The sequence below is a fragment of the Terrimonas ferruginea DSM 30193 genome (genome assembly GCF_000425585.1).
Classification (GTDB): domain Bacteria; phylum Bacteroidota; class Bacteroidia; order Chitinophagales; family Chitinophagaceae; genus Terrimonas; species Terrimonas ferruginea.
In genome coordinates this window covers 1-24,296 of the sequence record NZ_AUDS01000008.1, presented here as the reverse complement: position 1 = coordinate 24,296, position 24,296 = coordinate 1, and the positions used below count along the sequence as shown (strand labels likewise).

The 24,296-nt window shown below is 48.2% G+C and carries 15 protein-coding genes; 8 read left to right on the top strand and 7 right to left on the bottom strand.

Translation table 11 applies throughout. The features are described from left to right. Nucleotides 1–104 precede the first annotated feature (104 nt). From kdpF to H608_RS0100050, 7 genes are read left to right on the top strand one after another with little or no spacing between them, the layout of a single operon-like run. Nucleotides 105–185 carry a K(+)-transporting ATPase subunit F gene (gene kdpF, locus H608_RS24885; RefSeq protein ID WP_162142831.1) on the top strand — a complete coding sequence of 27 codons (81 nt, stop codon included), beginning with the start codon at nucleotides 105–107 and terminating at the stop codon, nucleotides 183–185. 3 nt (nucleotides 186–188) lie between these two features. Further along, a complete protein-coding gene (gene kdpA / locus H608_RS0100075; RefSeq protein WP_028785879.1) occupies nucleotides 189–1,904 on the top strand; it encodes a potassium-transporting ATPase subunit KdpA in 1,716 nt (571 codons plus the stop codon). Between the two features lie 18 nt (nucleotides 1,905–1,922). Then, nucleotides 1,923–3,959: a potassium-transporting ATPase subunit KdpB gene (gene kdpB, locus H608_RS0100070; protein WP_028785878.1), complete on the top strand. Its 2,037-nt coding sequence runs from the start codon at nucleotides 1,923–1,925 to the stop codon at nucleotides 3,957–3,959. 18 nt (nucleotides 3,960–3,977) lie between these two features. After that, complete coding sequence (locus H608_RS0100065; protein WP_028785877.1) at nucleotides 3,978–4,541, top strand: K(+)-transporting ATPase subunit C; 564 nt, start codon at nucleotides 3,978–3,980, stop codon at nucleotides 4,539–4,541. 7 nt (nucleotides 4,542–4,548) lie between these two features. Continuing rightward, the gene (locus H608_RS0100060; protein ID WP_028785876.1) at nucleotides 4,549–5,628 is read left to right on the top strand and encodes a porin; all 1,080 of its coding nucleotides are present in this window, start codon (nucleotides 4,549–4,551) and stop codon (nucleotides 5,626–5,628) included. 9 nt (nucleotides 5,629–5,637) lie between these two features. Then, nucleotides 5,638–6,711, top strand: a complete 1,074-nt coding sequence (locus H608_RS20665; protein ID WP_051267859.1) for a histidine kinase — start codon at nucleotides 5,638–5,640, stop codon at nucleotides 6,709–6,711. A gap of 2 nt (nucleotides 6,712–6,713) precedes the next feature. Next, nucleotides 6,714–8,411: a HAMP domain-containing sensor histidine kinase gene (locus H608_RS0100050; protein WP_038006546.1), complete on the top strand. Its 1,698-nt coding sequence runs from the start codon at nucleotides 6,714–6,716 to the stop codon at nucleotides 8,409–8,411. 115 nt (nucleotides 8,412–8,526) lie between these two features. Here H608_RS0100050 and H608_RS0100045 read toward each other — a convergent pair whose 3' ends face one another. From H608_RS0100045 to gcvT, 7 genes are all read right to left on the bottom strand, one after another. Continuing rightward, complete coding sequence (locus H608_RS0100045; RefSeq protein ID WP_028785874.1) at nucleotides 8,527–11,325, bottom strand: outer membrane beta-barrel family protein; 2,799 nt, start codon at nucleotides 11,323–11,325, stop codon at nucleotides 8,527–8,529. A 91-nt stretch (nucleotides 11,326–11,416) separates the two neighbouring features. Further along, the gene (locus H608_RS0100040) at nucleotides 11,417–12,019 is read right to left on the bottom strand and encodes a hypothetical protein (RefSeq protein ID WP_028785873.1); all 603 of its coding nucleotides are present in this window, start codon (nucleotides 12,017–12,019) and stop codon (nucleotides 11,417–11,419) included. Between the two features lie 246 nt (nucleotides 12,020–12,265). Beyond that, a complete protein-coding gene (locus H608_RS20660; protein ID WP_081658726.1) occupies nucleotides 12,266–15,196 on the bottom strand; it encodes an outer membrane beta-barrel protein in 2,931 nt (976 codons plus the stop codon). A gap of 352 nt (nucleotides 15,197–15,548) precedes the next feature. Continuing rightward, entirely contained in the window at nucleotides 15,549–19,310 is a 3,762-nt protein-coding gene (locus H608_RS0100030) for a DEAD/DEAH box helicase (protein ID WP_028785872.1), read from the bottom strand. Between the two features lie 148 nt (nucleotides 19,311–19,458). After that, entirely contained in the window at nucleotides 19,459–20,208 is a 750-nt protein-coding gene (locus H608_RS0100025) for a 2-phosphosulfolactate phosphatase (RefSeq protein WP_245565692.1), read from the bottom strand. A gap of 636 nt (nucleotides 20,209–20,844) precedes the next feature. Continuing rightward, complete coding sequence (locus H608_RS0100020; protein ID WP_028785870.1) at nucleotides 20,845–21,321, bottom strand: SRPBCC family protein; 477 nt, start codon at nucleotides 21,319–21,321, stop codon at nucleotides 20,845–20,847. A 112-nt stretch (nucleotides 21,322–21,433) separates the two neighbouring features. Then, complete coding sequence (gcvT, locus tag H608_RS0100015; RefSeq protein WP_028785869.1) at nucleotides 21,434–22,519, bottom strand: glycine cleavage system aminomethyltransferase GcvT; 1,086 nt, start codon at nucleotides 22,517–22,519, stop codon at nucleotides 21,434–21,436. Nucleotides 22,520–22,873: 354 nt separating this feature from the next. Between gcvT and H608_RS0100010 the strand changes: the two genes are divergently transcribed. Then, nucleotides 22,874–23,944, top strand: coding sequence for a mechanosensitive ion channel family protein (locus tag H608_RS0100010; RefSeq protein WP_028785868.1), 1,071 nt, complete (start codon nucleotides 22,874–22,876; stop codon nucleotides 23,942–23,944). Nucleotides 23,945–24,296 lie beyond the last annotated feature (352 nt).

The window sequence follows — 24,296 nt, the reverse complement described above, 5'->3', positions numbered from 1 at the left end:
ATTCAAACAACAGCTCATGCTCACGGTAATTCTTCTGGCAGCCGGCCTGCTCATTTTCGGACTTTTTTATAAATGCATTGATTGGTTTGAAAAAATTTAAAACTATGATGAACCTACTCTTTATTCTCTCTCTGTTTGTCTTCGGCTATCTCCTTTATGTATTGATCAAACCTGAAAAATTCTGATTTATGACCGGCGAAATTACAGGTGTCGTATTCACCTTTTTATTGACGCTGCTGCTGGCTTATCCCCTCGGCAAATACATTGCGCGGGTATTCAGCGGCGAAAAAAGTTTTATGGATCTTATGAACCCGGCGGAGCGTTTCTTCTTCCGGGTATCGGGCATCGATCCCAAAGAGCCGATGAACTGGAAACAGTTTCTCAAAGCCATGCTCACCATCAACATGCTGTGGCTGGTGTATGCCATGTTGTTGCTGGTGTTCCAGGATAAACTCCCGCTGAACCCTGACGGCAATGGCGGGCAAACACCTGATCTTGCTTTTAATACCGCTATCAGTTTCCTTGTCAATTGTAACCTGCAACATTATTCCGGCGAATCGGGACTTACTTATTTCACACAGTTATTTGTGATCACTTTCCTGCAATTTGTAAGTGCCGCCACGGGTATTGCTGCGCTTGCCGGCATGCTGAATGGTCTTAAACATAAGACAACGCAAAACCTCGGCAACTTCTGGAACTTATTTACGCGGTCCATTACCCGCATCTTATTACCGCTTTGCATCATCGGTGCGGTGCTGCTTGCCTTCAACGGCACACCCACCAGCTTCGATGGAAAAGATACGATCACTACCCTGCAGGGCGATTCTGTGCAGGTGTCGCGCGGGCCGGCGGCTGGTATGATCGCTATTAAACATCTGGGTACAAATGGTGGCGGCTGGTTCGGTACCAACTCTGCACATCCCCTGGAGAACCCGAATTACTTTACCAATATCCTGGAAATGGTCATGCAGGTAGTGATACCAGTGGCATTGCTCTTTGCCCTTGGGTTTTATTTGAACAGGCGCAAACTCGCCAGGGTGTTGTTTGGTATCATGACGCTGGGCATGCTTTGCCTGCTCATTCCTACGATCATGGCGGAAGTAGGCGGTAATCCTGCCATAGAAAAAATGGGCATCACGCAGGCAACGGGAGCCATGGAAGGGAAAGAAGTGAGGTTCGGTCCCGCCGCATCCGCTTATTGGAGTACGGTAACCACAATCATCTCTACCGGTTCTGTGAATTCCATGCACGACAGTTCCATGCCGGTTTCCGGGCTGATGCAATTGTTAGGCATGATGATCAATGCTTTTTATGGCGGATGCGGGGTGGGGATATTAAACTATCTCATTTATATCATCATTGCCGTTTTTATTTCCGGGTTGATGGTAGGACGAACGCCGGAGTTCATGGGCCACAAAGTAGAAGCCCGCGAAGTGAAGATCGCTGCACTGGTTACGTTGCTGTCGGCATTTCTCATAAAAGGATTTGTGGCATTGGCCGCGTATATGGTAGCACATCATCCGGAGATGGCGTGGGCGGTAAAGCCGGGAAGCTGGCTCAATAATCCATCCTATCATGGCTTTTCGGAAATGTTATACGAGTACACCTCAGCCAATGCCAATAACGGATCCGGCTTTGAGGGGCTGGGCGATAACAATGTGTTCTGGAATGTAACGACAGGCATCGTCCTGCTCCTCGCGCGGTTTATTCCGATTATCGGTCCTGTTGCCATCATCGGTTTGCTGGCGAATAAAAAATTCATTCCCGATTCTCCGGGTACGCTCCGCATAGACTCCTGGACCTTCGGCATCATGACCTTTGCCGTGATCATTGTCATCAATGCGTTATCATTTTTCCCTGCATTGACACTCGGACCACTGGCGGAGTACTTCTCTTTATACTAACAGCTAATTACAAGCATAATGAAACAACATAATAAAGTAAGTCTTTTCGAACCTTCACTCGTCAACACGGCCATCCGCCAGTCGTTCGTAAAGCTGCATCCCGGATTGATGATCAAAAATCCGGTGATGTTCACCGTAGAGATCGGCACGGCCGTCATGTTGATCGTTTCACTTTATCAGTTGATTACCGGTGATCTTTCGCAAGGCGCTGCCTGGTATAATTGGGTGATCTTTTCTATTCTCCTGTTGACCGTTCTCTTTGCCAACTTCGCGGAAGCATTGGCAGAGGCGCGCGGCAAAGCCCAGGCAGAAAGCCTCCGCAAAACGCGCGAAGAAACGCCGGCTAAAAAGATCACATCAGATGGAAAAATAGACATCCTCTCTTCTTCCATGCTGCACCTCGGTGATCAATTTGTTTGCGAAGCAGGCGATATTATTCCGATGGACGGGGAGATTACCCAGGGCATCGCCACCATCGATGAATCGGCTATTACCGGCGAATCTGCTCCGGTAATACGCGAAGCAGGTGGCGACAAGTCTTCCGTTACAGGTGGAACAAAAGTACTCAGCGACCGCATTGTTGTGAAAGTAACCACGCAACCCGGCGAATCATTCCTTGATAAAATGATTGCACTTGTGGAAGGAGCATCCCGGCAAAAAACGCCGAACGAAATTGCATTGACGATTCTGCTGGCATCGTTCACCCTGATCTTCATTATCGTGTGCGTGACGCTGAAGCCTTTTGCTGACTATGCCAACACGCCGATCACAATCGCTGCTTTCATTTCACTCTTTGTCTGCCTTATTCCCACCACCATCGGCGGCTTGTTATCTGCTATTGGTATCGCGGGTATGGACAGGGCACTCCGGGCAAACGTAATAGCAAAAAGCGGTAAAGCGGTGGAGACCGCAGGCGACGTAGATGTATTGTTGCTTGATAAAACCGGCACCATCACAATCGGCAATCGCAAAGCCACCCACTTTTACGCAACGGAAACGGAAGATGAAAATGAATTTATCCAAAAAGCTTTGCTGAGTTCTTTATCGGATGATACACCCGAGGGAAAATCTATTGTGGAGCTGGCACATGCCAAAGGCGTGAATGCGCAGGCAGCAGCAGGATCGCAGTTCGTACAATTCACGGCAGAAACAAGAAGCAGCGGTGTGGACACACCTGATGGTAATAAAATCCGGAAAGGGGCATTCGATGCTATCCGCCAAATGGCGATCCAGGCGGGACACACAGTGTCTCACACTACCGAACAAAAAGTAAAATCGATTGCGGAAAATGGCGGCACCCCGCTGGTGGTAGCCGTTAACAATAAGATAAAAGGTGTAATCGAACTGCAGGATATCATCAAACCCGGCATTCAGGAACGCTTTCAGCGCTTACGTAAAATGGGTGTGAAAACGGTAATGGTAACCGGCGACAATCCCCTGACCGCAAAGTACATTGCCGAAAAAGCCGGTGTGGATGATTTTATCGCGGAAGCAAAACCCGAGGATAAAATGAATTACATCAAAAAAGAACAGAACGCCGGTAAACTCGTGGCCATGATGGGCGACGGCACCAACGACGCACCCGCATTGGCACAGGCGGATGTTGGCGTGGCGATGAACAGCGGCACGCAGGCCGCCAAAGAAGCCGGCAATATGGTGGACCTCGACAACGATCCTACCAAACTGATCGAAGTGGTGGAAATCGGTAAGCAGCTGCTGATCACCCGTGGTACGCTTACAACATTTTCCATTGCCAACGACGTGGCCAAATACTTTGCGATCGTTCCGGCGCTGTTCATTGCCGCCATACCGGCATTGCAATCGCTCAACATCATGGGATTGAAGAGCCCGGAGTCGGCGATTCTTTCAGCGGTTATTTTCAATGCCATCATCATACCGATGCTGATACCACTCGCATTGAAAGGCGTGAGTTATAAACCCATCGGCGCTTCGGCATTGCTCAGAAGAAACCTGCTCATTTACGGTTTGGGTGGCGTGATCGTTCCTTTCATCGGCATCAAGCTGATCGATATGCTGCTTGGTTTATTTATGTAAGCATTAAAAAATATAAACATGAAAAAGAATCTTTCAATATCACTTCGTCTCACGCTGGTCATGATCGTGTTGTGTGCTGTTGTTTATCCATTGGTGATCGCTGCCGTAGGCAAACTGACACCGGGCGTCGGCAAAGGCCAGACAGAAAAGGTCAATGGCAAAGTAGTGGGTTATTCCAATGTGGGACAAAAGTTCACGCAAGACAAGTATTTCTGGGGACGTCCCAGCGCGGCTGATTACAATGCGGCGGGTTCGGCGGGATCCAACAAAGGCCCGTCTAATCCCGATTACCTCCAACTCGTACAAGATCGCATCAACAGCTTCCTGGTGCATAATCCCGGGATAAGAAAAGAAGACATTCCGGCGGAAATGGTAACGGCATCGGGCAGTGGTCTGGACCCGCACATATCACCCGCATCCGCATTCATCCAGGTAAAAAGAATAGCCGCGGCGCGTGGCCTTGCAGAAGAGAAAATAAAATCTCTGGTCGATGCGCACACCGAGGCACCGCTGGCTGGTGTATTCGGACCATCAAAAATTAACGTGCTCCAACTCAATATTGCACTCGACGAATTAAAATAAATTAAACATGAAACTCAGGATGACAAGTGCTGCCCTTTTATTATCACTGGCAGGTGCAGCGCAGGATACTACCAGGCAAACTTCTCCCTTGACTATCAGCGGCTACGCAGAAGCATACTATAGCTATGATTTCAATAAACCGGCGGATAACAATCGCCCCGGATTTTTGTACAGCCATAACAGGCATAATGAATTCACGGCCAACCTGGCTTATATAAAGGCGGCGTACAATACCGAACGCGTAAGAGCCAATATTGCCCTGGCAGCGGGTACGTATATCAATGCCAACTATGCTGCGGAGACCGGCGTGATGAAAAATATTTTCGAGGCCAATGCCGGATACAAGCTCAGTACAAAACATAATCTTTGGTTCGACATCGGCATTTTCCCCTCACATATAGGTTTTGAAAGCGCGGTGAGCAAAGACTGCTGGGCATTGACCCGGAGTCTGATGGCGGAAAACTCTCCTTATTATGAAAGCGGCGCCAAACTGACTTATGGCACCAATGATGGTAAATGGACATTCAGTGCCCTTGCGCTGAATGGGTGGCAGCGCATCAAACGCGTGGATGCCAATTCAAAAATGAATTGGGGAACACAGGTGACGTATAAGCCGGCCAGTAAGCTCACGCTTAACTACAGTACCTTCTATGGTTCTGATAAACCCGATTCCGTCAGGTTGAACCGGCTCTTTCACAATGTTTATGGCATCTTTCAATTTTCTGATCAATGGGGCTTTACTGCAGGACTGGATATAGGTACCGAACAAAAAGCCAAAGGCGGAAGTGAAATGAACACCTGGTATTCGCCGGTTGGCATATTGCGGTTCACGCCTGTAGCGAAATGGGCATTCGCCCTGCGCGGGGAGTATTACGAAGACAAAAACGGAGTGATCATTGCCACCGGAACGCCGGACGGATTCAGGACATCCGGTATTTCATTCAATGCCGACTATCTGCCTTTTTCCAATCTCGCCTTGCGGGCAGAAGGACGATGGCTGAAAAGCAAAGACGCTATTTTTTCAAAAGATGGCGTAGCAACCGATAACACAACCACCATTACTTTCTCTGCGGCGGTGAGTTTTTAATAACACTATATGACGGGCAAACTAAAAATTTATATCGGCATGAGTGCGGGCGTGGGTAAAACTTACCGCATGCTCCAGGAAGCACATAACCTGCTGCGCAACGGTGTCAACATAAAAATCGGTTATGTGGAAACGCACGGCCGGGTGGAAACGGAAGCGCTGGTGGAAGGCTTGCCCGTCATTCCCCGCAGAAAAGTATTCTATAAAGGCAAACAACTCGAAGAGCTCGATGTACAGGCCATCCTGCTGTTGCATCCGGCTGTGGTGATCGTGGATGAACTGGCGCATACCAATATCCCCGGCAGTAAAAATGCCAAGCGCTGGCAGGACGTGATGGATATTCTCGAGGCCGGTATCGATGTTATTTCTGCCGTGAACATACAACACATCGAAAGCATCAACCAGGATGTGAAAACGATCACGGGCGTGGAAGTGAAAGAGCGTATTCCGGATAAAATGCTGCAGATCGCCAATGAAGTAGTGAACATCGACCTCAGCGCAGACGACCTCATCACACGGTTGAAAGAAGGGAAGATCTATGATGCGAGTAAAGTACAACAGGCGTTACAAAACTTTTTTAAACCCGATAAAATCCTTCAGCTACGCGAGCTGGCCTTAAAAGAAGTGGCAGGCCAGGTAGAGCGTAAGGTTGACTATGAAGTAACGGCCAAAGAAAAACCCTGGCGCCACGAACGGCTGCTGGCCTGCATTTCGTCGAACCATCTTATCGCGCAGCACATTATCCGCAAAACGGCGAGGCTGGCTTCTTATTACAACAGCAAATGGTATGTACTTTATGTACAGACCGCCAGGGAATCGACGGATAAAATATCACTGGCGGCTCAACGTCACCTGATCAATAACTTTCAAAATGCGACGGAGTTGGGGGCGGAAGTGTTGCAGGTGAAAGAAGAGAACATTGCCCGCGCCATTATCCATGAAATTCAAACTAAAAAAATCACGACCGTCTGCATCGGCAAACCACATATTAAACTCTGGCGGATCATTTTGCGCACAGGCGTTTTCAACGGCTTATTGAAAGCCCTGTCGGAAAATGACGTAGACCTGGTAATTTTGTCCTGAACATGACAACGGTAAAGAAAAGGATACGGCTGGGAACATTGTTCCTTTTTCTGCTGACACTGCTTTCCTGCGGTGTGGGCATCTTTCACCTGGTGCGGCTGAAAAATGACGCTACACTCATTTTAAAGAATAACTATGAGTCGCTGGATTATACGTATTCCCTGCAACAGATCATGGATACATCCGGCGAGGGCAAAATCCTGCCGGCGGCATTTGACAGCCTGTTAAAAAAGCAGGAACAGAATATCACCGAGCCGGGCGAACAGGAAGCTACGCACCGCGTGAGAGCAGCTTATGAAAAATATAAACTTGATACAGGTAAAGCTGGCCTTGCCGAAATAAGAGCGGCCTTACACACGGTGCTTCGTCTCAATATGTCGGCAATCGAAACGAAAAATATAAAAGCGGGTAATACCGCCAATACGGCACTTACCTATATCACCCTGCTGGCCGCTATTATTTTTCTGATCGGCTTTACTTTCTCTTTCAATTTTCCGGGTGTACTTACCACGCCGATAAGCACATTAACAGAAGGCCTCCGCGAAATAGCGCGGAAGAACTATCATTTCCGTATCCACCTTGATCGCAAGGATGAGTTTGGCCAGATGGCCGAATCATTCAATGACATGGCCGAACGCCTGGAATATTTTGAAAACAGCAACCTAAATAAACTAATCTTCGAAAAAACCAGGGCTGAAGCGGTGATCAACAGCCTGAAAGAAGCCAGCATAGGGATCGATAAAAATGATGTTATCCTGTTTGCCAACGACCAGGCTTTGCAACTGCTCGGTATGCAGACAACAGACGTAGTCGGGAAATCTGTTGAGCAGGTAAGCAGCAGAAATGACCTGTTTCGTTTTTTACTGGAAGACAGAGGTAACCTTCCCTTCAAAATTGTACTCGATAACCGCGAGAACTATTTTACCAAAGAGATCATCGATATATCGCAGCAGGATGCGAACAGTAAGGTGATCATTCTCCGCAACATCACTTCCTTTAAGGAACTGGATGTGGCCAAAACGAATTTCATCGCCACCATCTCTCACGAATTAAAAACACCGCTGGCTTCTTCTGATTTCAGCCTGAAGTTGTTGTCTGATGAGCGTGTGAGTACCCTTACAGAAGAACAACGCGAGCTCATCAACAACCTCAAACAAGACAACCAGCGTATGCTGCGTATACTAAGCGAACTGTTGAATATGTCGCAGGTAGAGGCGGGCAAGATACAGTTGGATATTGCCGAGACGGATCCTGTCTCGATCATGGAAAATGCGGTGTTATCGGTGAACACAGCAGCGCGGGAAAAGCAGGTGGTGATCGAACGGACATTTGAAAAAGACCTGCCGGCGGTCAAAGCCGATGCAGAAAAAACTACCTGGGTATTGAATAATTTCCTGATGAATGCGATTAAGTATTCGTCAGAAGAACAGATAGTGACGCTGCGTATTTACCGGAAAGAAGGAAATGTGGTTTTCTCCGTTACGGATCAGGGACCGGGCATTCCCAAAGAATACCAGGAGAAGGTGTTTGACCGCTTTTTCAAGGTGCCGGGCTCCAAAGCCGGCGGCACCGGTCTCGGCCTCGCCATCAGCCGCGAGTTCATTGAAGCACAGGGCGGGCGGATCTGGGTGGAGAGCGAGTATGGGAAGGGGAGTACGTTTGGGTTTGGTTTGGCCGCCAGCGGGGCAGTCAGTGAATAGGTCAATAGGTGAATAAGTGAATCAGTCAATCAGTGAATGAAACTGCTCCCCTGGTTTCTGTATCACGAACCAGGGCATTAAGACAGGAGGCACATTCACTGATTCACCTATTCCTCTACCTGATTCTGATCCCGTTCGGTTGCCCCAGGCCAACCTTGCTCAGGCTGTAAGTGAAGCTCAGCATAAAATAACGGCGCACCGTATTTACGCGGCTGTCCTCAATGAAATTTTGTACAGTGGTGCGATTGATACCAAGGTTGCGGTTCAGGATGTCGTTGGCCGTGAATTTCAGTTCTCCCCGCTGACCTTTCAGGAAAAGCTTGCTGAGAGAGGCACCCCACAACGGCACTTTCGCATTGAAACCACTTGCCCGCTGATTGTTGACACGGTAAAGAAAATCGGTTGAAAAACGGAATTGCTTTGGCAACTCAATGTTTAATTCGGTTTCATAATCCTGCGAGATGAATTGGTTGTTAAGGGCAGGTTGCAATGAATAGCCTGTGCGCGTATAGTTTACGGCAGCGGAGAAAGTCCAGTCAATTTTATCCGAAATATCAAAGTCGAGCGCTAAACGTGGGGCCGCATTGAACATGGAGATGTCGTTGCCCTGCCCGTTGATGAACTGACGACCGCGGTTGTACAACAGGGTGGCTCCGGCACGCAGTCTTCCTTTCGTAAACCGCAATGGAATGCCATAATTGATATTTCCCATTACATTGTAAACACCATTCACATTCACAGGCCGTGTGCGTTTCACCCCATTTGCCTGCAACGTATCTGCATTCACGATCTTATTGTCTACACGTGAAGCATTGAGTGCGGCAAAAAAACTTTTTCCTTTGAACGTGCTGATGCTGTTATAATTGATTTGCAGGTTGTGCTGGTACTCCTGTTTCAGATCCGGGTTACCTTCTTTGATGTTTAGCGGGTTGCTGATATCAGGCACCGGTTGCAGTTGGTTCACGTTTGGCTGATTGGTGCTGGTACGGTAAAGTAAAGTGATGCTCTTGTTGTTGGTGAACTTGTATTGCAAACGTGCGGTAGGCAGGATATTGGTAAATGACTTACGGATAATGGAATCTTTCACCGCTATTATTTCTCCTTCGAGGTTGGCCTGCTGCCAGTTGGCGCCAACAGAATAGAGGAATTTCCTTTTCTGTGTACGCCAGCGGATACCGGCGTTTACGTATCCATAACGGTTGGTAAAATCATTGGTCAGGGAATCGTTCAACTCATCATATTTGCCACTGGCAGCACTATAATCGTAGGTTGTTTTTTCTGAACGGTTTTTTGTTTTTCCCTGCGCAACGCTCCATTCCATCAACGAGTATCGTCCTATCGGTTCCGTGTAAGCCGCTCGTGCGGTGTAGCCCGACAAACTATTGTCTTTGAATATCTGCTGATCGGCTAACTGCTGCCCCGCCGGATTACCTGACCTGTCGAAAAACTGGTTGTTTATTTTCAGATCGCCATCGCTGTTTCCGCTGGATAAAGAAGTTTGCAGGAGCAGCGACAACGTGCGTCCGCGTTTCCTGAATTTTTTACGGAACAAAGCATCATTATTGAAATTAAAAGTGGAACCTGATTGTCCGGATGCGGTAGTGCCCTGGTTGCTGACGCGACCTTCTTCACCGCTTTGAGTATAGGCACTCCAGCTGTCCATGTTGTTGCGCTGATAACCGATCGAAGGTGTGATTTTAAGGGAATGGAATGAATCGATCTGGTAATCTAAACCAAGATTAAGGCGATGCGTCTGGTAGCTGTTGTCTGTTCTTGTGGAGCGGGTAGAGAAATAGGTAGAATCAGGCAACAGGTATTGGCGATTTACATCGGAGTAAGTAAGCGGATTGTACGCATTGTAAAAATAATTGGAAGTGAACTCGGCCTTTTTTCCGATCAGGTTATTATAGTTCACGCCGCCACCCCAGATAGTGCGTACACCGCTGTTGGTGTTGCCCATGGACCGGAGCAGTTCCGCATTTGGGTCGTCGCCGCTGAGGCTGAAGCTGCCGCCGCCCTGCAGCATCCGGCTCAGGTCGCCGCTGAAGTTCATCAGGTCCATGAAGGAGAAGCCTTCTTTATTGGTATTGTTAGTCAGCCCCAATACAGACATCTGCCGTGCCCCCTTGAAGGAATTCAGGTTGAAGCGGCCTTCGAAGCGTCCGTCGGTGCCACCGCCGCCCATGATTTTTCCGAAGCTGCCTTTCTTCCTGTCTTCTTTTAATTTCAGGTTTAATGTTTTCTGGCTGTTGCCGTCGTCGAAGCCGGTGAGTTGTGACTGGTCGCTCATGCGGTCGTACAACTGTACTTTTTCAATGGCATCGGCAGGGAGGTTTTTGGTGGCCATCTTGGGGTCGCTGCCGAAAAATTCCTTGCCGTCGACCAGTACCCGTTTTACTTCCTGTCCCTGTGCTTTGATGGTACCGTCTTTTGCCACTTCGATGCCGGGCAGTTTTTTCAGTAATTGTTCTACGCTGGCATTTGGCGGTGTGCGGAATGCCGGAGCGTGATATTGAATCGTATCACCGATCATGGTTACAGGTGCGGCTTCCTGTTTTACGATGATCTCATCGAGCACTTTGGTCCGGTCGTGCATCACGATTCGTCCCAGCTCTGCGGTTCGCTGCTCTGCCGTTATTTTAAAAAAAACGGAAGTGTTGTGGAAAGCGACATGCGAAAACAGCAAGCGATACTCTCCTGTCGGAAGGTTGGTTATTTCAAATTTGCCCGTGTTGTCTGTCATGCCAAAACTCACCAGTGATGAGTCTTTCCTGTTCATGACGGTAACGGTGGCATCCACTACGGAAACATTGTTCAGGGTGTCCGTAAGAACGCCGCGGACCACGCCGTTGCGTTGCGAATGGATGGTGGTGGTAACAAAAAGCAGAATAAGCAGGGTAAAGGTCTGACGCATAGCCGGTAGTTTTTTCCGGTTACGAAAGTATTCTTAGCCAGCTGCAAGGCCGGTTAATTAGCCTTGCTATAATGTTAATGGATGTTAAAGCTTAATCGGCCTTGATATCGCCACGTTCGTTGTCGGCGCGGTCGCGTTCATAAACGATCACGCTGATTCTCCATTCCATCATCACTGCCTGCAGGCTTACTTCCACGCGCAGGTGGCCATAGCGGTCATCGTTGGGATCGAGTTTGAAAATAACGGAGTAAAAATCCTTTTCTTCCGTAGGCGGTTCATAGGTGCCTTCGTTTTTGAGGTTGTAAGGATTGAGGCGGATGGAGATCTTTTTGTTGTTAAGTGCGCTGTAGAGCTGGCGGAATTTTTTGCTTGCTTCGCTAAAATTTTCGGTCGTCAGCATCGTGGCGCGCCAGGCCACCACAGTTCTTCTGCCACCTGCGCTGTAACGTGTGATGACAGATTCTTCCGCGCCTTCCGGCAGAAAAGTACAGGCATACTCAACAGACTGCGGGTTTTCGGCAATCTTTTCTCCCGTGAAACTGCTGAAGCGATTGGGATAATCGTCGAGGATTTTCTCCACATCCTGTGCTACCGAGCGCCCTTTGGCAAAAGGAGATTTTAATTGTGCATTGACGGAAGAAGTAAAAAGCGAAAAGCAAACGAGAAAAAGAAAGCAGTGTAGATTGGATTTCATTCAGTTTGGATTAAAGGGTTAAGAACGCTCAAAGCTAGTTATTAATTCAAAATTCAAAAGTCAAAATTCAAAAAAATCTCAATTGTGAATTGTCAATGAGTGAATAGTGAATGGTCAAAATAGCAACCTTTGCGCCTTAATTCCTTTGCGGCTTTGCGTGAAAAGAGCGCCGGTGTCACGCAAGCTGCATAAGGAGCAAAGGCTTCGCCGTATACCCTATACCTTAAACCTTCCACCTTATACCTTTTAATTAAAACGGATATTCCGGTTCATCATCCTGTTCATGCCGGGTGGCAGCGGCATTTGTTGCGGCGCTTTGCCTCCCATGCGATTGATATTGATGAGGAAACTTACGAGGAAATATCTGCGCAATACCATGCTGCGTGTATCCTGGATATAGTTGTCACTGTTGGTACGCGTGATGCTTTTATTTTGATTAAGGATGTCATTTACCGATACACGGATCTCGCCGTTTTTCTTTTTGAAGATTTGTTTGGCTATCGACGCATTCCACAACGGAATATTCTGGTTGAATCCTTCGGCACGGCCCGTGTTGATCAGGTAATCAAAATCCGTAGAGATGATGAAATCTTTCGGCAGGTTGTAAGACAAGTCGGTTGAATAGGTCTGGGTGAAATAGCTTTCGTTGAGCGCCTTGTTCACTGAATACGCGATGTTCGTATAAGTGATGCCCGCATTCAGCCCTATATTGTATTTGTCTTTATTCAGGTTCACGCCAACAGCCTGTGTGCCGGTAAATGTTTTACCGATGTTACGTTGTTTATACAGCAGGCCCACATCACGCAGGTAAACGAGGTTGTTGGTGAGGTTCACGCTGGAGCCCTTCCATTTCGCGCTCTTAAACGGCAGACCCAATGTAACAAAGGAGAAGGCGCGCGTATAACCGTTCATATTCACCGGACGTGTCAGCTGTACGCCCCGGCCCAGGGTGTCGATCGAGTTCACAATCTTATTAGCTGTTGTGCTGACGTTGATGTTGGCAGCAATGAATTTAAAGGTGAGAATGTTGAAAGTGCTGTAGCCTACGTTGAAGGTATGATTGAATTCCTGTTTCAGGTCGGGATTACCTGTGCTTACGTTCAGCGGATCCGTTACGTCCGGCACGTTCTGCAACTGGCTGATGGTTGGCTGGTTGGTACGTCCATTGTACGAGAAGCGGAGGTTCTTGCTGCGCGCAGGTGTGAAATTGAAATTGAAGGTCGGGAACAGGTTGGTATAGTTTGCTTTGCTCACAGAATCTTTGCCGGTAAGCGCCTGGTAGCTTTTGCTTTCCAGGGTAGCCTGTTGTACCGCGAAACCGAGTTGATAGTTATATTTTGGTTTTTGTACACGGAAGTTGGCGCCGACACGGTGAGCATTGAACAGGTTTTCGAATTCGTTGGTCAGCGGCAGGTTTGGACTGTCGTATTTATCGGAAACCGGGTTGTAGTTGAAGGTTTCTTTGTTTGAGGTGTTCTTATTGAACGTATAAGCATAGTTGAACTCGAGCAGTTTGTTGAGGCCGAGCGGTTCGGTATACGATGCGCTCACCACGTTATTGCTCGTGCGTGTTTTTTGTTCGTCCTGCTGATTTTGACGGGTGAAATTCAGCGGGTTGCCGTTTTCATCATAAAAATCATTATTGGCACGCAAGGCGCCGTTGGCCGTGCTGCGTCCCCATGTGTTGGACCAGCCAAGTGTAAGCGTACGGCCGGTCTTGCGGAAGCGCCTGCGATAAAGCAGGTTGTTGTTCCAGCTGTAACCATCACGGCTGTTGCTGTTGACGCGGTTGCTGGTGAGGGCAAGAAACTTCAGGTTTTGTTGTTCTACGTTGGTGAAAGCTGTGTCCTGGTTGCTGTTTTCTGAATGTTGTAATGTCAGTGAAGGTGTATACAAAATAGAACTCAGCGAGTCGATCTGCGCTTCGATGCGCATATTGAAACGATGGTTTTGATTGATATTATTGGTAAGCGCCTGACGGTTCAGTCCCACCACAGAGTCGATGTTGGTGGAAGGATCGGTGAAGGTGCTGCGGCGGAGAATGCCTTGTTCCTGGTCGGCATTGGTGCGCGAGAAGAAATAGCTGCCGGAAGCTTTTACCTTTTTGCCCCACTCATCAGTATAGTTCAGACCGGTAGAGAATGACTTGATGATGCCGGTAGCGCCTGCGCCGATGTTGCCGAAACCGGCGCCACGTGCGGCTACCATATTGAGGCCGCTACCGCCTAAGCCACCGCCGCCACCACCGAAACCGCCTCCGCCGCCGCCTCCAAATCCACCACCGCCACCGCCAAAACCACCCATGGCGCCGATCACGTCGGAGAAAGAAAACCCGAGTTCATTGACGTTATTGGTATTTAGTAAAAGCGATAGCCGTTGCGGGCCGTTAAATTTATTGACGCTCAGGTTGCCTTTATAGCGGCCCTGGTCGCCGTAACCAGCCAATGCGCGGCCGAAGATGCCTTTGTTGCGATCCTTTTTTAATTTGATGTTGAGTGTTTTGCTTCTGCTGCCATCGTCGATTTTGGTGAACTTGGCCTGGTCGCTCATGTCGTCGAATACCTGTACGCTTTCCACCATATCGGCGGTGAGGTTGCGGGTAGCCAGTTTGGGGTCATTGCCGAAAAACTCTTTGCCATCCACATAAACTTTCTGTACCTGTTCGCCCTGTGCTTTTACGTTACCTTCTTTATCTACTTCCACGCCGGGCAGTTTTTTCAGCAGGTCTTCTACTGTGGCGTTGGGTCTTGTTTTGAAGCCGCTGGCATTGAACTGGATGGTATCACCTTTCACCACGATCGGCGCTTCGCTTGTTACCACTACTTCTCCTAATGTACGTATGTCTTTTCCCACGATCACGTCGCCGAGATCCTGCTGACGCTTATCATCGGATAAGGTTATCTCTCTTTTGATTTCGTTGAAAGCCTGGTGGGTGATGATGAGGCGGTAGCTGCCTGTGGGTAATCCTTTTATTTCAAACCTGCCTTCTTTGTTGCTGAGTGTAAAGGTGACCAGGGATGAATCCGAGGCCTTGAGTAAGGAAATCGTTGCGTCAACAACGGGCTGGGCTGCGGCGGCGGTATCAACCAGTTTGCCCGTGATCTGGCCGTCGTTTTTCTGGGCCATCACAGGGCCGGCAACTGCCAGTAACAGTAAGAAAAGGATAAGTGATCTCATAAGTAGTTCAGAATATAGTAAGCGAAATTATACGTAAGTATGCATACAAACCTGTGCCGGATGGCCGATCTGCCTGAAAAATGGACAGACGGTAGTTCTGGCCGGACGGATCGTCAATAAGTGAATGGTCAATAAGTGAATAGTGAATGGTGAATAGTGAATAGCTGTTCCCATCCTACTCCTTATGCCTTCAGCCTCACGCCTTAATTACTCGCAGCTTTGCGTGAACAGAAACTCCGGTTTCACGCAAAGTCGCCTAAGGAGCAAAGACGCAAAGAACTACTTACAACTTATTACTTAAAACTTATGGCCGAAGCTTCGGCCCGAAGTGTCGGGCCTTACACCTCTCGCCTTAACTAAACAAATACTCCACATCCTCGCGCGTGAGGCTCTTCACAAACGAGGTATCGTCTGAAATGATGTCTTTAGCGAGGGCGCGTTTCTTCTCCTGCAACTGGATGATCTTGTCTTCGATCGTGTCTTTACAGATCATGCGGTAAGCGAAAATGTTCTTCGTCTGCCCGATCCGGTGTGTACGGTCGATGGCCTGTTGCTCTACGGCCGGGTTCCACCAGGGATCGACGATATATACGTAATCCGCGGCGGTGAGGTTGAGACCTACGCCACCTGCTTTGAGTGAAATGAGGAATACGCGGACCGTATCATCGTTCTGGAATCGCTGGATCGCCTTTTCGCGGTCGGGTGCCGAGGTGCTTCCGTCGAAATATTCGTACGAAATGCCCAGTTCTTCCAGTCTGGCGCGGATGAGGGCCAGCATACCCAGGAATTGCGAGAAGATAAGCGCCTTATGGTCACCGATGTTTTCGGTGAGTTCACGACTGATCTCTTCCAATTTGATAGAATGGTTCTCGAATTTTTCTTCTTCGTTGAGAATGGCCGGCGAATCGCAGATCTGGCGGAGCTTCATCAGGCCCTGCAAGATCGTGAGTTGTGATTTCTGTATACCCTGGTTTTCGATGGAGCCGAGGATGCGGTCGCGGAAATCATTGCGGTAGGCATCATAAATATTGCGTTGATCGGGTTCCATTTCGCACCACAATACCATTTCCTGTTTGGCCGGCAGGTCTTTGGCTACCTGCTCTTTGGTACGGCGGAGAATAAAGGGGTACAATATTTTTTTGAGGTGATCCTTGCGGTCGGCCTCTCCGAATTTATCGATGGGAATGGCAAATTCCTGGCGGAAAAACTCCATGGTTCCCAGCATGCCCGGGTTGAGGAAGTTCATTTGGGCAAACACATCGAAGGTGTTGTTCTGCAGCGGCGTACCACTGAGACAGAGACGGTGCTTGGCATTGAGCAGGCAGGCGGCCTTGGTTACCTTGCTGGTAGGATTCTTGATCGCCTGACTTTCATCCAGTACCACATAATCGAAGTCGATGCTCATCAGCAGTTTGATATCGCTGCGCAAGGTTCCATAAGTGGTGATGGTAATATTGTGATCGATCATCTGCTCCCTGTCGCGCGTGCGGAGAGGGCCGTGATGAATACGGTATGTAAGCGTTGGGGTAAACTTCTTGATCTCGTTTTCCCAGTTATAGATAAGCGTGGTAGGACAAACCACCAATGCCTTCAGGCGTTCGTTGCGGCGGTGATAATATTCCATGAAGGAAAGCGCCTGCACGGTTTTACCCAGACCCATGTCATCGGCCAGAATACCGCCCCAGTTGATGTCTTTGAGATAATTGAGCCACTGATAACCGGCTACCTGGTAAGGGCGCAGGATCGGCTTCAGTGTTTCGGAAGGTTCGATCTCTTCGATCTGGTTGAACTGACGCAGGCGATCATATTTCTCTTCCAGTTGAATGCTCAGCTCTTCTTCATCACGGTTTTCATACAATTCGTCCACTACGCTCAGGTGATAACGGGAAAGCTTCAGGTTGTTGCTGTTGCCTTCGCCCACGCGGAAGAGTAATGAATATTTTTTCAGCCATTCTTCAGGCAGGATACCGAGTGTGCCGTCATTCAGTTGTACGAATTGCTGTTTGTTGGCTAGCGCACGTTTTACTTCAGCTACGGTTACTTTCTGATCGCCGAAAATGATATCCACTTTTGCGTCGAACCAATCGGTATTGCTGCTGATGAAAATGCGTGTCTGGGGTTTGGCGGTATTGAAGCGGAAATTACGGAGCGCTTCAAATCCGAATACCGGCGTCTTCATGTCCTTCATCGCATCCACGAAGAGGAAGAACCAGTTGTTTTTTAACACATCGCTGCCTTTCAATGCGAGAGAACCGTTCTCTTCATCCACGATAAAATTGGAATGAAGGTTCTGTAACTTTTCAACAAATAACCTCTCCGCGTCGCGGTTGCGGTGAACGATGGTCACTTTGCCGTCCTGCGGCACCACAACTGCATCGCGGTCGCGGGCGCGGGTTTCATAACCTTTGTAAGTGAAAGAAGGCTGGAAGATCAGGTAGTCGCCTTTTTCAACGAGAAAAAGATTTACCTCCGGTTCGCCGTCTTTGATTTCCTGTACGAGACTTTTATCGAAATCAACTTTGTATTCGCGTGTCAATGGCAAAACGAATTCAGTCAGTTGTTTAGGCCAATTGGCGGCGGAGATCAGCATTTTGCCATTTGTGCCGAATTTTTCCACCAGTTGCATGGTTTCTTTTTCCGGCCAGAGATGGAGTTGGTTGTTGTAAAGAAACAGCATGCCGCTGGGGCTTTCATTGTCTTCGAGTTCATACTCGAGATTCCCCAGTTTGGCTTTAACCTGAACGCTGTATTGATCGTTTTCCTTTTTTACATAAAACTTTGGTTGCGCTGAATCGGCAACAGGTTGCAAAGGTTCGAGGTGTGAAGTTTTGAAAGACTTTCCTTTCGGAAGGATGAAGAAGATCGAGCTGCCCTCGGGGTCGGTAAGGATCTTTTTGAGTTTGGGCAGCATGTATTCTGCCATCAGTGATTTTGTTTCCTCGGGCAATTCTTCATCGTCGGACTGGATGATGTTTTCCCAGATACCGGAGAAGGGCGAGTTGCGGCTCACATATTTGCTGATCTCTGCCTCCTGCAATTTGCGCAGTGCACTCAGCATGTTGCGGTCCTGTTCGGGATAAAGATCGGCATTGACATAGCGGCTGATGTCCAGCTTTTCAACATTGCCGGCAAAGGGCATATCGCCGTCGGAAGCATCACCGGAAACCACGTCGAGCGTGAAGTAGGGATAATTGGCTTTGTTGAAATTGAAAACGACGGCGAGGCGTTTGGTGGGCGAAGGCGCTTCCGGTTCTTCCACCATCACTTCTTCCTCCTTCGGTTTCTGCGGCAGCAGCACCGGTCGCGGTGTGAGGGCTGGTTGCACTACACGCTTGATGGAAGGATCGAGCACACGCAGGAAGGGTTTGCCTTCTTTGTATACAAATTCAAACTTCCCTTTGAGGTCGTCGCTCAAAGAGTAGCCATAAGCCTCGAGGAGTTTATTTTTTTCTTTATCCCAGTTGCGGATGCTGTCGAAATAATTAGCACCGTGTTGCTGCAAGAGATGAAGGAACACGATTATTTTAGGAAGACAAAGCAGATGGTCTTCATCTGCGTAATCGCAACTGGTATCAAAATTTCTTTCTTCGTTTTTGCGGATGATAACGGGATAGGTGCTGCCATTCAGGGTTACTTCCGCTTTCACCATTTCATTTTCCGCATGCAGAATGGTGACAGAATTTTCACTGAGAAATTTTTCCGCTTCTTCCATGATCTCGGGGGAAGAAAGCAACCGGAGTGTTTTGATGTCCAGTTGTTTCATCTTGGCCACCGTGTGCCGCTGATCGTATTGGGTATCGCCTGCACGCAGTTGTCCTTTATCGATCAGTTCCTGTAAATAGAACAGGGCCGCTGTTTCATGGCGGCAAATATCTCCAAGATTATAGGGGCAGGTACAGCGCAATGACAGCGACTGCGGCTCCTTGAACTTCTGGATATATACTTTATAAAAAGTGGAATAGGTATCGTCTTTAACACGGAATACGGCGGACCCGAAAAGGTCGTCGTATTCAATCAGCTCCACGAAGTTGATCGCGTGAATTTTTTTGCCACGACGGATCACTTCATCCGTACCGTGGGTATAGACATATTTGATAAGGTGAGGTAAGGCCAAAACAAGTACAATTTTAACAGGTGATCCAGGTCCTTTGGACAAGGGCAATCGGCAAAAATAAAAGAATAGCAGGCGTATTTCCTTGGAAAAACCGAAGAATTATTAAATAAGGCGCAAGCCCGCCGGAAGCCATTAAATTGTCGTATCTTTAGGAGTTTGCCTGCTCTACAACCAGTTTCCCTTCCTTGTATACCGGCAGTACGTTGGCTCCGTCGGGGGTGAGGCAAAAATTAATGTCTTCGATCAGTCCGAAACGTTCTACAAGGCGGTGATAATGCGTGAGTTTGGGTGCAAATCCGGCGAGGTTATTCTTGTGTTTGGCGTACATGGCTTCGGCCATCAGGGAGCTGTCGCAATGGATGGTGAAGTGTTTCTTCACCTGGCTGATCACGGCCCCGGCAAACAGGGTGTCTTCGAGGTTGAAGCGGTCTTTCCAGCCGGCGCAGCCAAGCACTACATTTTTCTTTTGTGCTACCAGGTACTGGCAAACGGCGGAAAGGTTGGGGAAGGAGCCGGAAATGATGGTATCGGCGCCTCTTTCGAGTGCCATGTGAAGCAGGCGTGTACCGTTGGTAGTAGTGAGCACCAAGGTTTTGTTTTCAATAAACTCACGCTGGTATTCGAGTGGGGAATTGCCATGGCTGAGGCCTTCAGCTAATTTACCGTCGCGTTCACCGGCGGCGATGCCATCGATATTGCGGCTGATCTCGATTGCTTTAGGAACGGAATCTACGGGGATTACACAGCGGGCACCATTGTACAAAGCGGACGCGATAGTGGAGGTAGCCCGGAAAACGTCAATAATAACTACTATGCTGCTGCTCAGGTCGTAAAGATGGAGTAAAGCAGGGGATAACGAAGTGTGTAGCGATGGTTTGTTTTCCATAACGAGGCGCAAAAATACAGTAATTAGGTGAAAGGTGGAAGGCGTAAGGCGTAAGGTATAAGGTGTAGGGTATAAGGTGTAGGGTTGAAGGCTTAAGGCTTAAGGTGTAAGGTGGAAACGCCGCCCGATACTTCGGGCATAGGTTTTAAGTAATTCTTTCCGTCTTTGCCCCTTAAGCGACTTTGGAGGCTGTTAGATATAAGGCTTAAGGTGAAAACAGCCATTCACTATTCACCATTCACGATTGACGATTGACGATTCACACCTGCAGCAGCTTTGCCCCTTAAGCGACTTTGGAGGCTGTTAGGTATAAGGCTTAAGGCATAAGGTTTAAGGTATAAGGCTTAAGGTGAAAACAGCCATTCACTATTCACCATTCACGATTGACGATTGACGATTCACACCTGCAGCAGCTTTGCCCCTTAAGCGACTTTGGAGGCTGTTAGGTATAAGGCTTAAGGCATAAGGTTTAAGGTATAAGGCTTAAGGTGAAAACAGCCATTCACTATTCACGATTGACGATTGACGATTCACGCCTGCAGCAGCTTTGCCCCTTAAGCGACTTTGGAGGCTGTTAGGTATAAGGCTTAAGGCATAAGGTATAAGGTATAAGGCTTAAGGTGAAAACAGCCATTCACTATTCACCATTCACGCCTGCAGCAGCTTTCTCCACTGATCGCTTTCGGCATATTTCTTTATCACTTCGTTACGGTGTTCGAGCATGCGCTTCATGTAACCGGTCAGGTACACGGTATTCACCATTTTTCCCAACCAGCCGTACGGCGTTTCAAAATGAAAAAGGTCGATGAGGATCGTGCCGTTCTCGCAGGGTTTGAAATAATGTTCATGGCGCATGGAGCTGAAATCTCCCTCGGCTTGTTCGTCGGTAAATTTTTCGGGCCTTTTCATTTCGGTGATGCGTGCCCGCAGCAATCTGTTCTTGAAAAGGTGTTTGGCTCTCCAGGTGACGGTTTCACCTTGTTCGATCAGTCCCGACCGGGTACCGGCTACGGGTTCTTCCCTGAATTTCTCCATAGAAATCCGGTGCAGGTCGATGCTGCGTGCGAGATCGAATACGCGGGCTGCCGGAGCCTGGATAAATGTAGTAAGATGAATCGTAGGCATTACCAATTCAAAAGTCAACCCTTCGACAAGCTCAGGGCCCGAAGATTCGGGCCACCCTTCGAGTGCTGAAGTATCGGCCTCAGGGCTGACCGGTTAAGATTATAGTAAAGAATCAGGCAAAGGGCAATTTAACCACTTTGGCCTGCAGCAGTTTGTCGCGCACCTTGATGAACACCGGTGTGTCGATCGAGGCAAAAGCCGTACTCACATAACCAAGACCAATGGCTTTGCCGAAACTGGGGGATTGCGTACCGGATGTTACATGACCGATTGTGGCACCCGTGTGATCTTTTATTTCATAGCCCTGACGTGGAATGCCTTTGTCTATCATTTCAAAACCTACGAGTTTGCGCTCCACGCCTGCGGCTTTCTGTTGCTCGATGATCGCGCGTCCATTGAACTCTTTGGTGAAACGTGTGATCCAGCCAAGTCCGGCTTCGAGTGGTGAAGTGTTGTCGTCGATGTCGTTGCCGTAAAGGCAATAACCCATTTCGAGTCGGAGTGTATCGCGTGCACCAAGGCCAACAGGCTTGATGCCTGCCTCTGCACCTGCTTCAAAGATCGCGTCCCAGATTTTGGAAGCGTCATCGTCTTTGTCTTCAAAATAAATCTCCACACCACCGGCACCGGTATAACCGGTAGCGCTGATCAGTACATTGTCTACACCGGCAAACCGGCCTTTGGCAAATGTGTAATATTTCAGGTTGAGTACATCGAGATCTGTCAGGGATTGAATGATGCGGGTAGCGGCAGGACCTTGTACGGCAAGCAACGCAGTTTTTTCGGAGATATTATGCATTTCAACATCCTTGTCATTGAAACGGCTGATTGCATTCCAGTCTTTTTCGATGTTGGAGGCATTTACCACCAGCATGTAGGTTTTGTTTTCTTCTATGCAATAAACAAGCAGGTCATCGATGATACCGCCGTTATCATTCGGGAGGCAGCTATATTGAGCCTGGCCTGCTTTGAGTTTGGAAGCATCGTTGCTGGTAACGCGTTGTATGAGGTCCAAAGCATTTTCACCTTTAAGAATGAATTCGCCCATGTGGCTTACATCGAACACACCGGCGTTTTTGCGCACGGCGGCATGTTCATCATTAATACCGGTATATGAAATAGGCATGTTGTAGCCGGCGAACGGAGCCATCTTGGCTCCGAGGGCGATATGTTTTTCCGTAAATGGCGTTGCTTTCATGGCCACGAAGGTAATAAGTTGTAAGCATTCAGTTATAAGTTTTGAGAGAAGGTGTAAGGCATAAGGCGTAAGGCATAAGGTGTAAGGTGTAAGGCATAGGGTGTAAGGTTATAGGCGAGCAGCGGTTATCGGTAATAAATGGCAAGTAAGCTGCTCTGGTGAAACTGGTAGATCACTTCTACTCCATGGTTCGTGTATACACGAACCATGGCATTCACCCTTCACTATTCACCATTCACTTATTGACTTATTCACCATTGACGATTCACGATTGACGTGCCTTCTCTCACATTTGTCTTATCTTTGCAGCTCCCGCAACCAATCCCTGCACTCATACTTTAAATCCCTTGTAACATGAAGGAATTACTTTACCAGACCTACTGGGGCAATACTGTTTTGGCATACCTGATCGCATTGGGCGGCGTTGTGCTGTCCTGGCTCGTGCTGCGGCTCCTGCGTGGTCAGCTCATACGTGTTCTCCGTAAAATAACCAGCCGGACCAAACATCAATTCGATGACCTGCTGGTAACCGCTGCAGAGAAATTTTTGTTACCGCTCGCTTATCTTTCTGTTAACTACAGCATACTGCTGCAACTCAACCTTCATCCCAGATTCAGCAAGATATTGGATGTGGCCATGCTGGTAGTAGTAAGCTGGTTTGTGATACGACTGATCAATTTTCTCTTGCATGGAATGGTACAGGCCGCCATGCAACGCAGGCAGGAGCCGCCTGAACGGCTCCGGCAACTCAACGGCATTTTACTCATTGTAAAAATCATCGTATGGGCGGCAGGTCTTATCATGCTCATTGATAATCTTGGTTATGATGTGACCACAATCATTGCAGGACTTGGCGTGGGTGGTATTGCCATTGCATTGGCTGCGCAAAACATACTCGGCGATCTCTTCAGTTATCTGGTCATCTTTTTTGACAAGCCTTTTGAGGTCGGCGACTTTATTGCAGTGGGAAACAACAGTGGTATCGTTGAAAAGATCGGCATCAAAACATCTCATGTGCGCAGCCTCGATGGACAGCAACTGGTGATGCCCAATGCCGAAATGGTGAAGACGGTTATTCATAACTACAAAAGATTGCAGCGCCGTCGTGTGGTGTTCATCATCAACGTTACTTATCAGACCGATGCTGAAAGCCTGCGCAACATTCCGGCAATGATAAAATCAATCGTTGCAGAGCAGGAGGAAGTAAGTTTTGACCGGGCACATTTAAAAACATTAGGCGAGTCTTCAATACAATTCGAAATCGTGTATTATGTAGAGTCGGCGGATTACATCAAATTCATGGATGTGCATCATGCCGTGAGCCTGGAGATATTTCAGCGTTTTGCAGAAGAAGGTATTTCGTTTGCACACCCGGCGAGTATGGTGTATTTGCAGGAAGGAGCGGCAATGTTGAATCGTCAATAAGTGAATAGTGAATGGTCAATGGTGAATCAATGTCGTTTCCTTAAGGCTGAAGTTCTTTGACAGGTGTTAAGTAGAGAAAAAGTTTGTTATTTTTAGGATAGGATTACAGGGGGGTATTGAATAGCGAACCTGTTTTTAGAGTAACCTATCTCAATGAATTAACTCAAAAATTACATAATGAACAATTTGTTAGCGACTGCCGTACAGAATCCGGCCGGAATGGATTTGTCCGTGATCGCAAGCTGACCTTTGTTCATTTGATTGTTCTGTTAGTGCAGGGCCTTTCCCGTTCCATACAGCGTGAGCTCAACAGCTTTTACCAAAAGATCCTGGACAGCGATCTGCCGCTTCA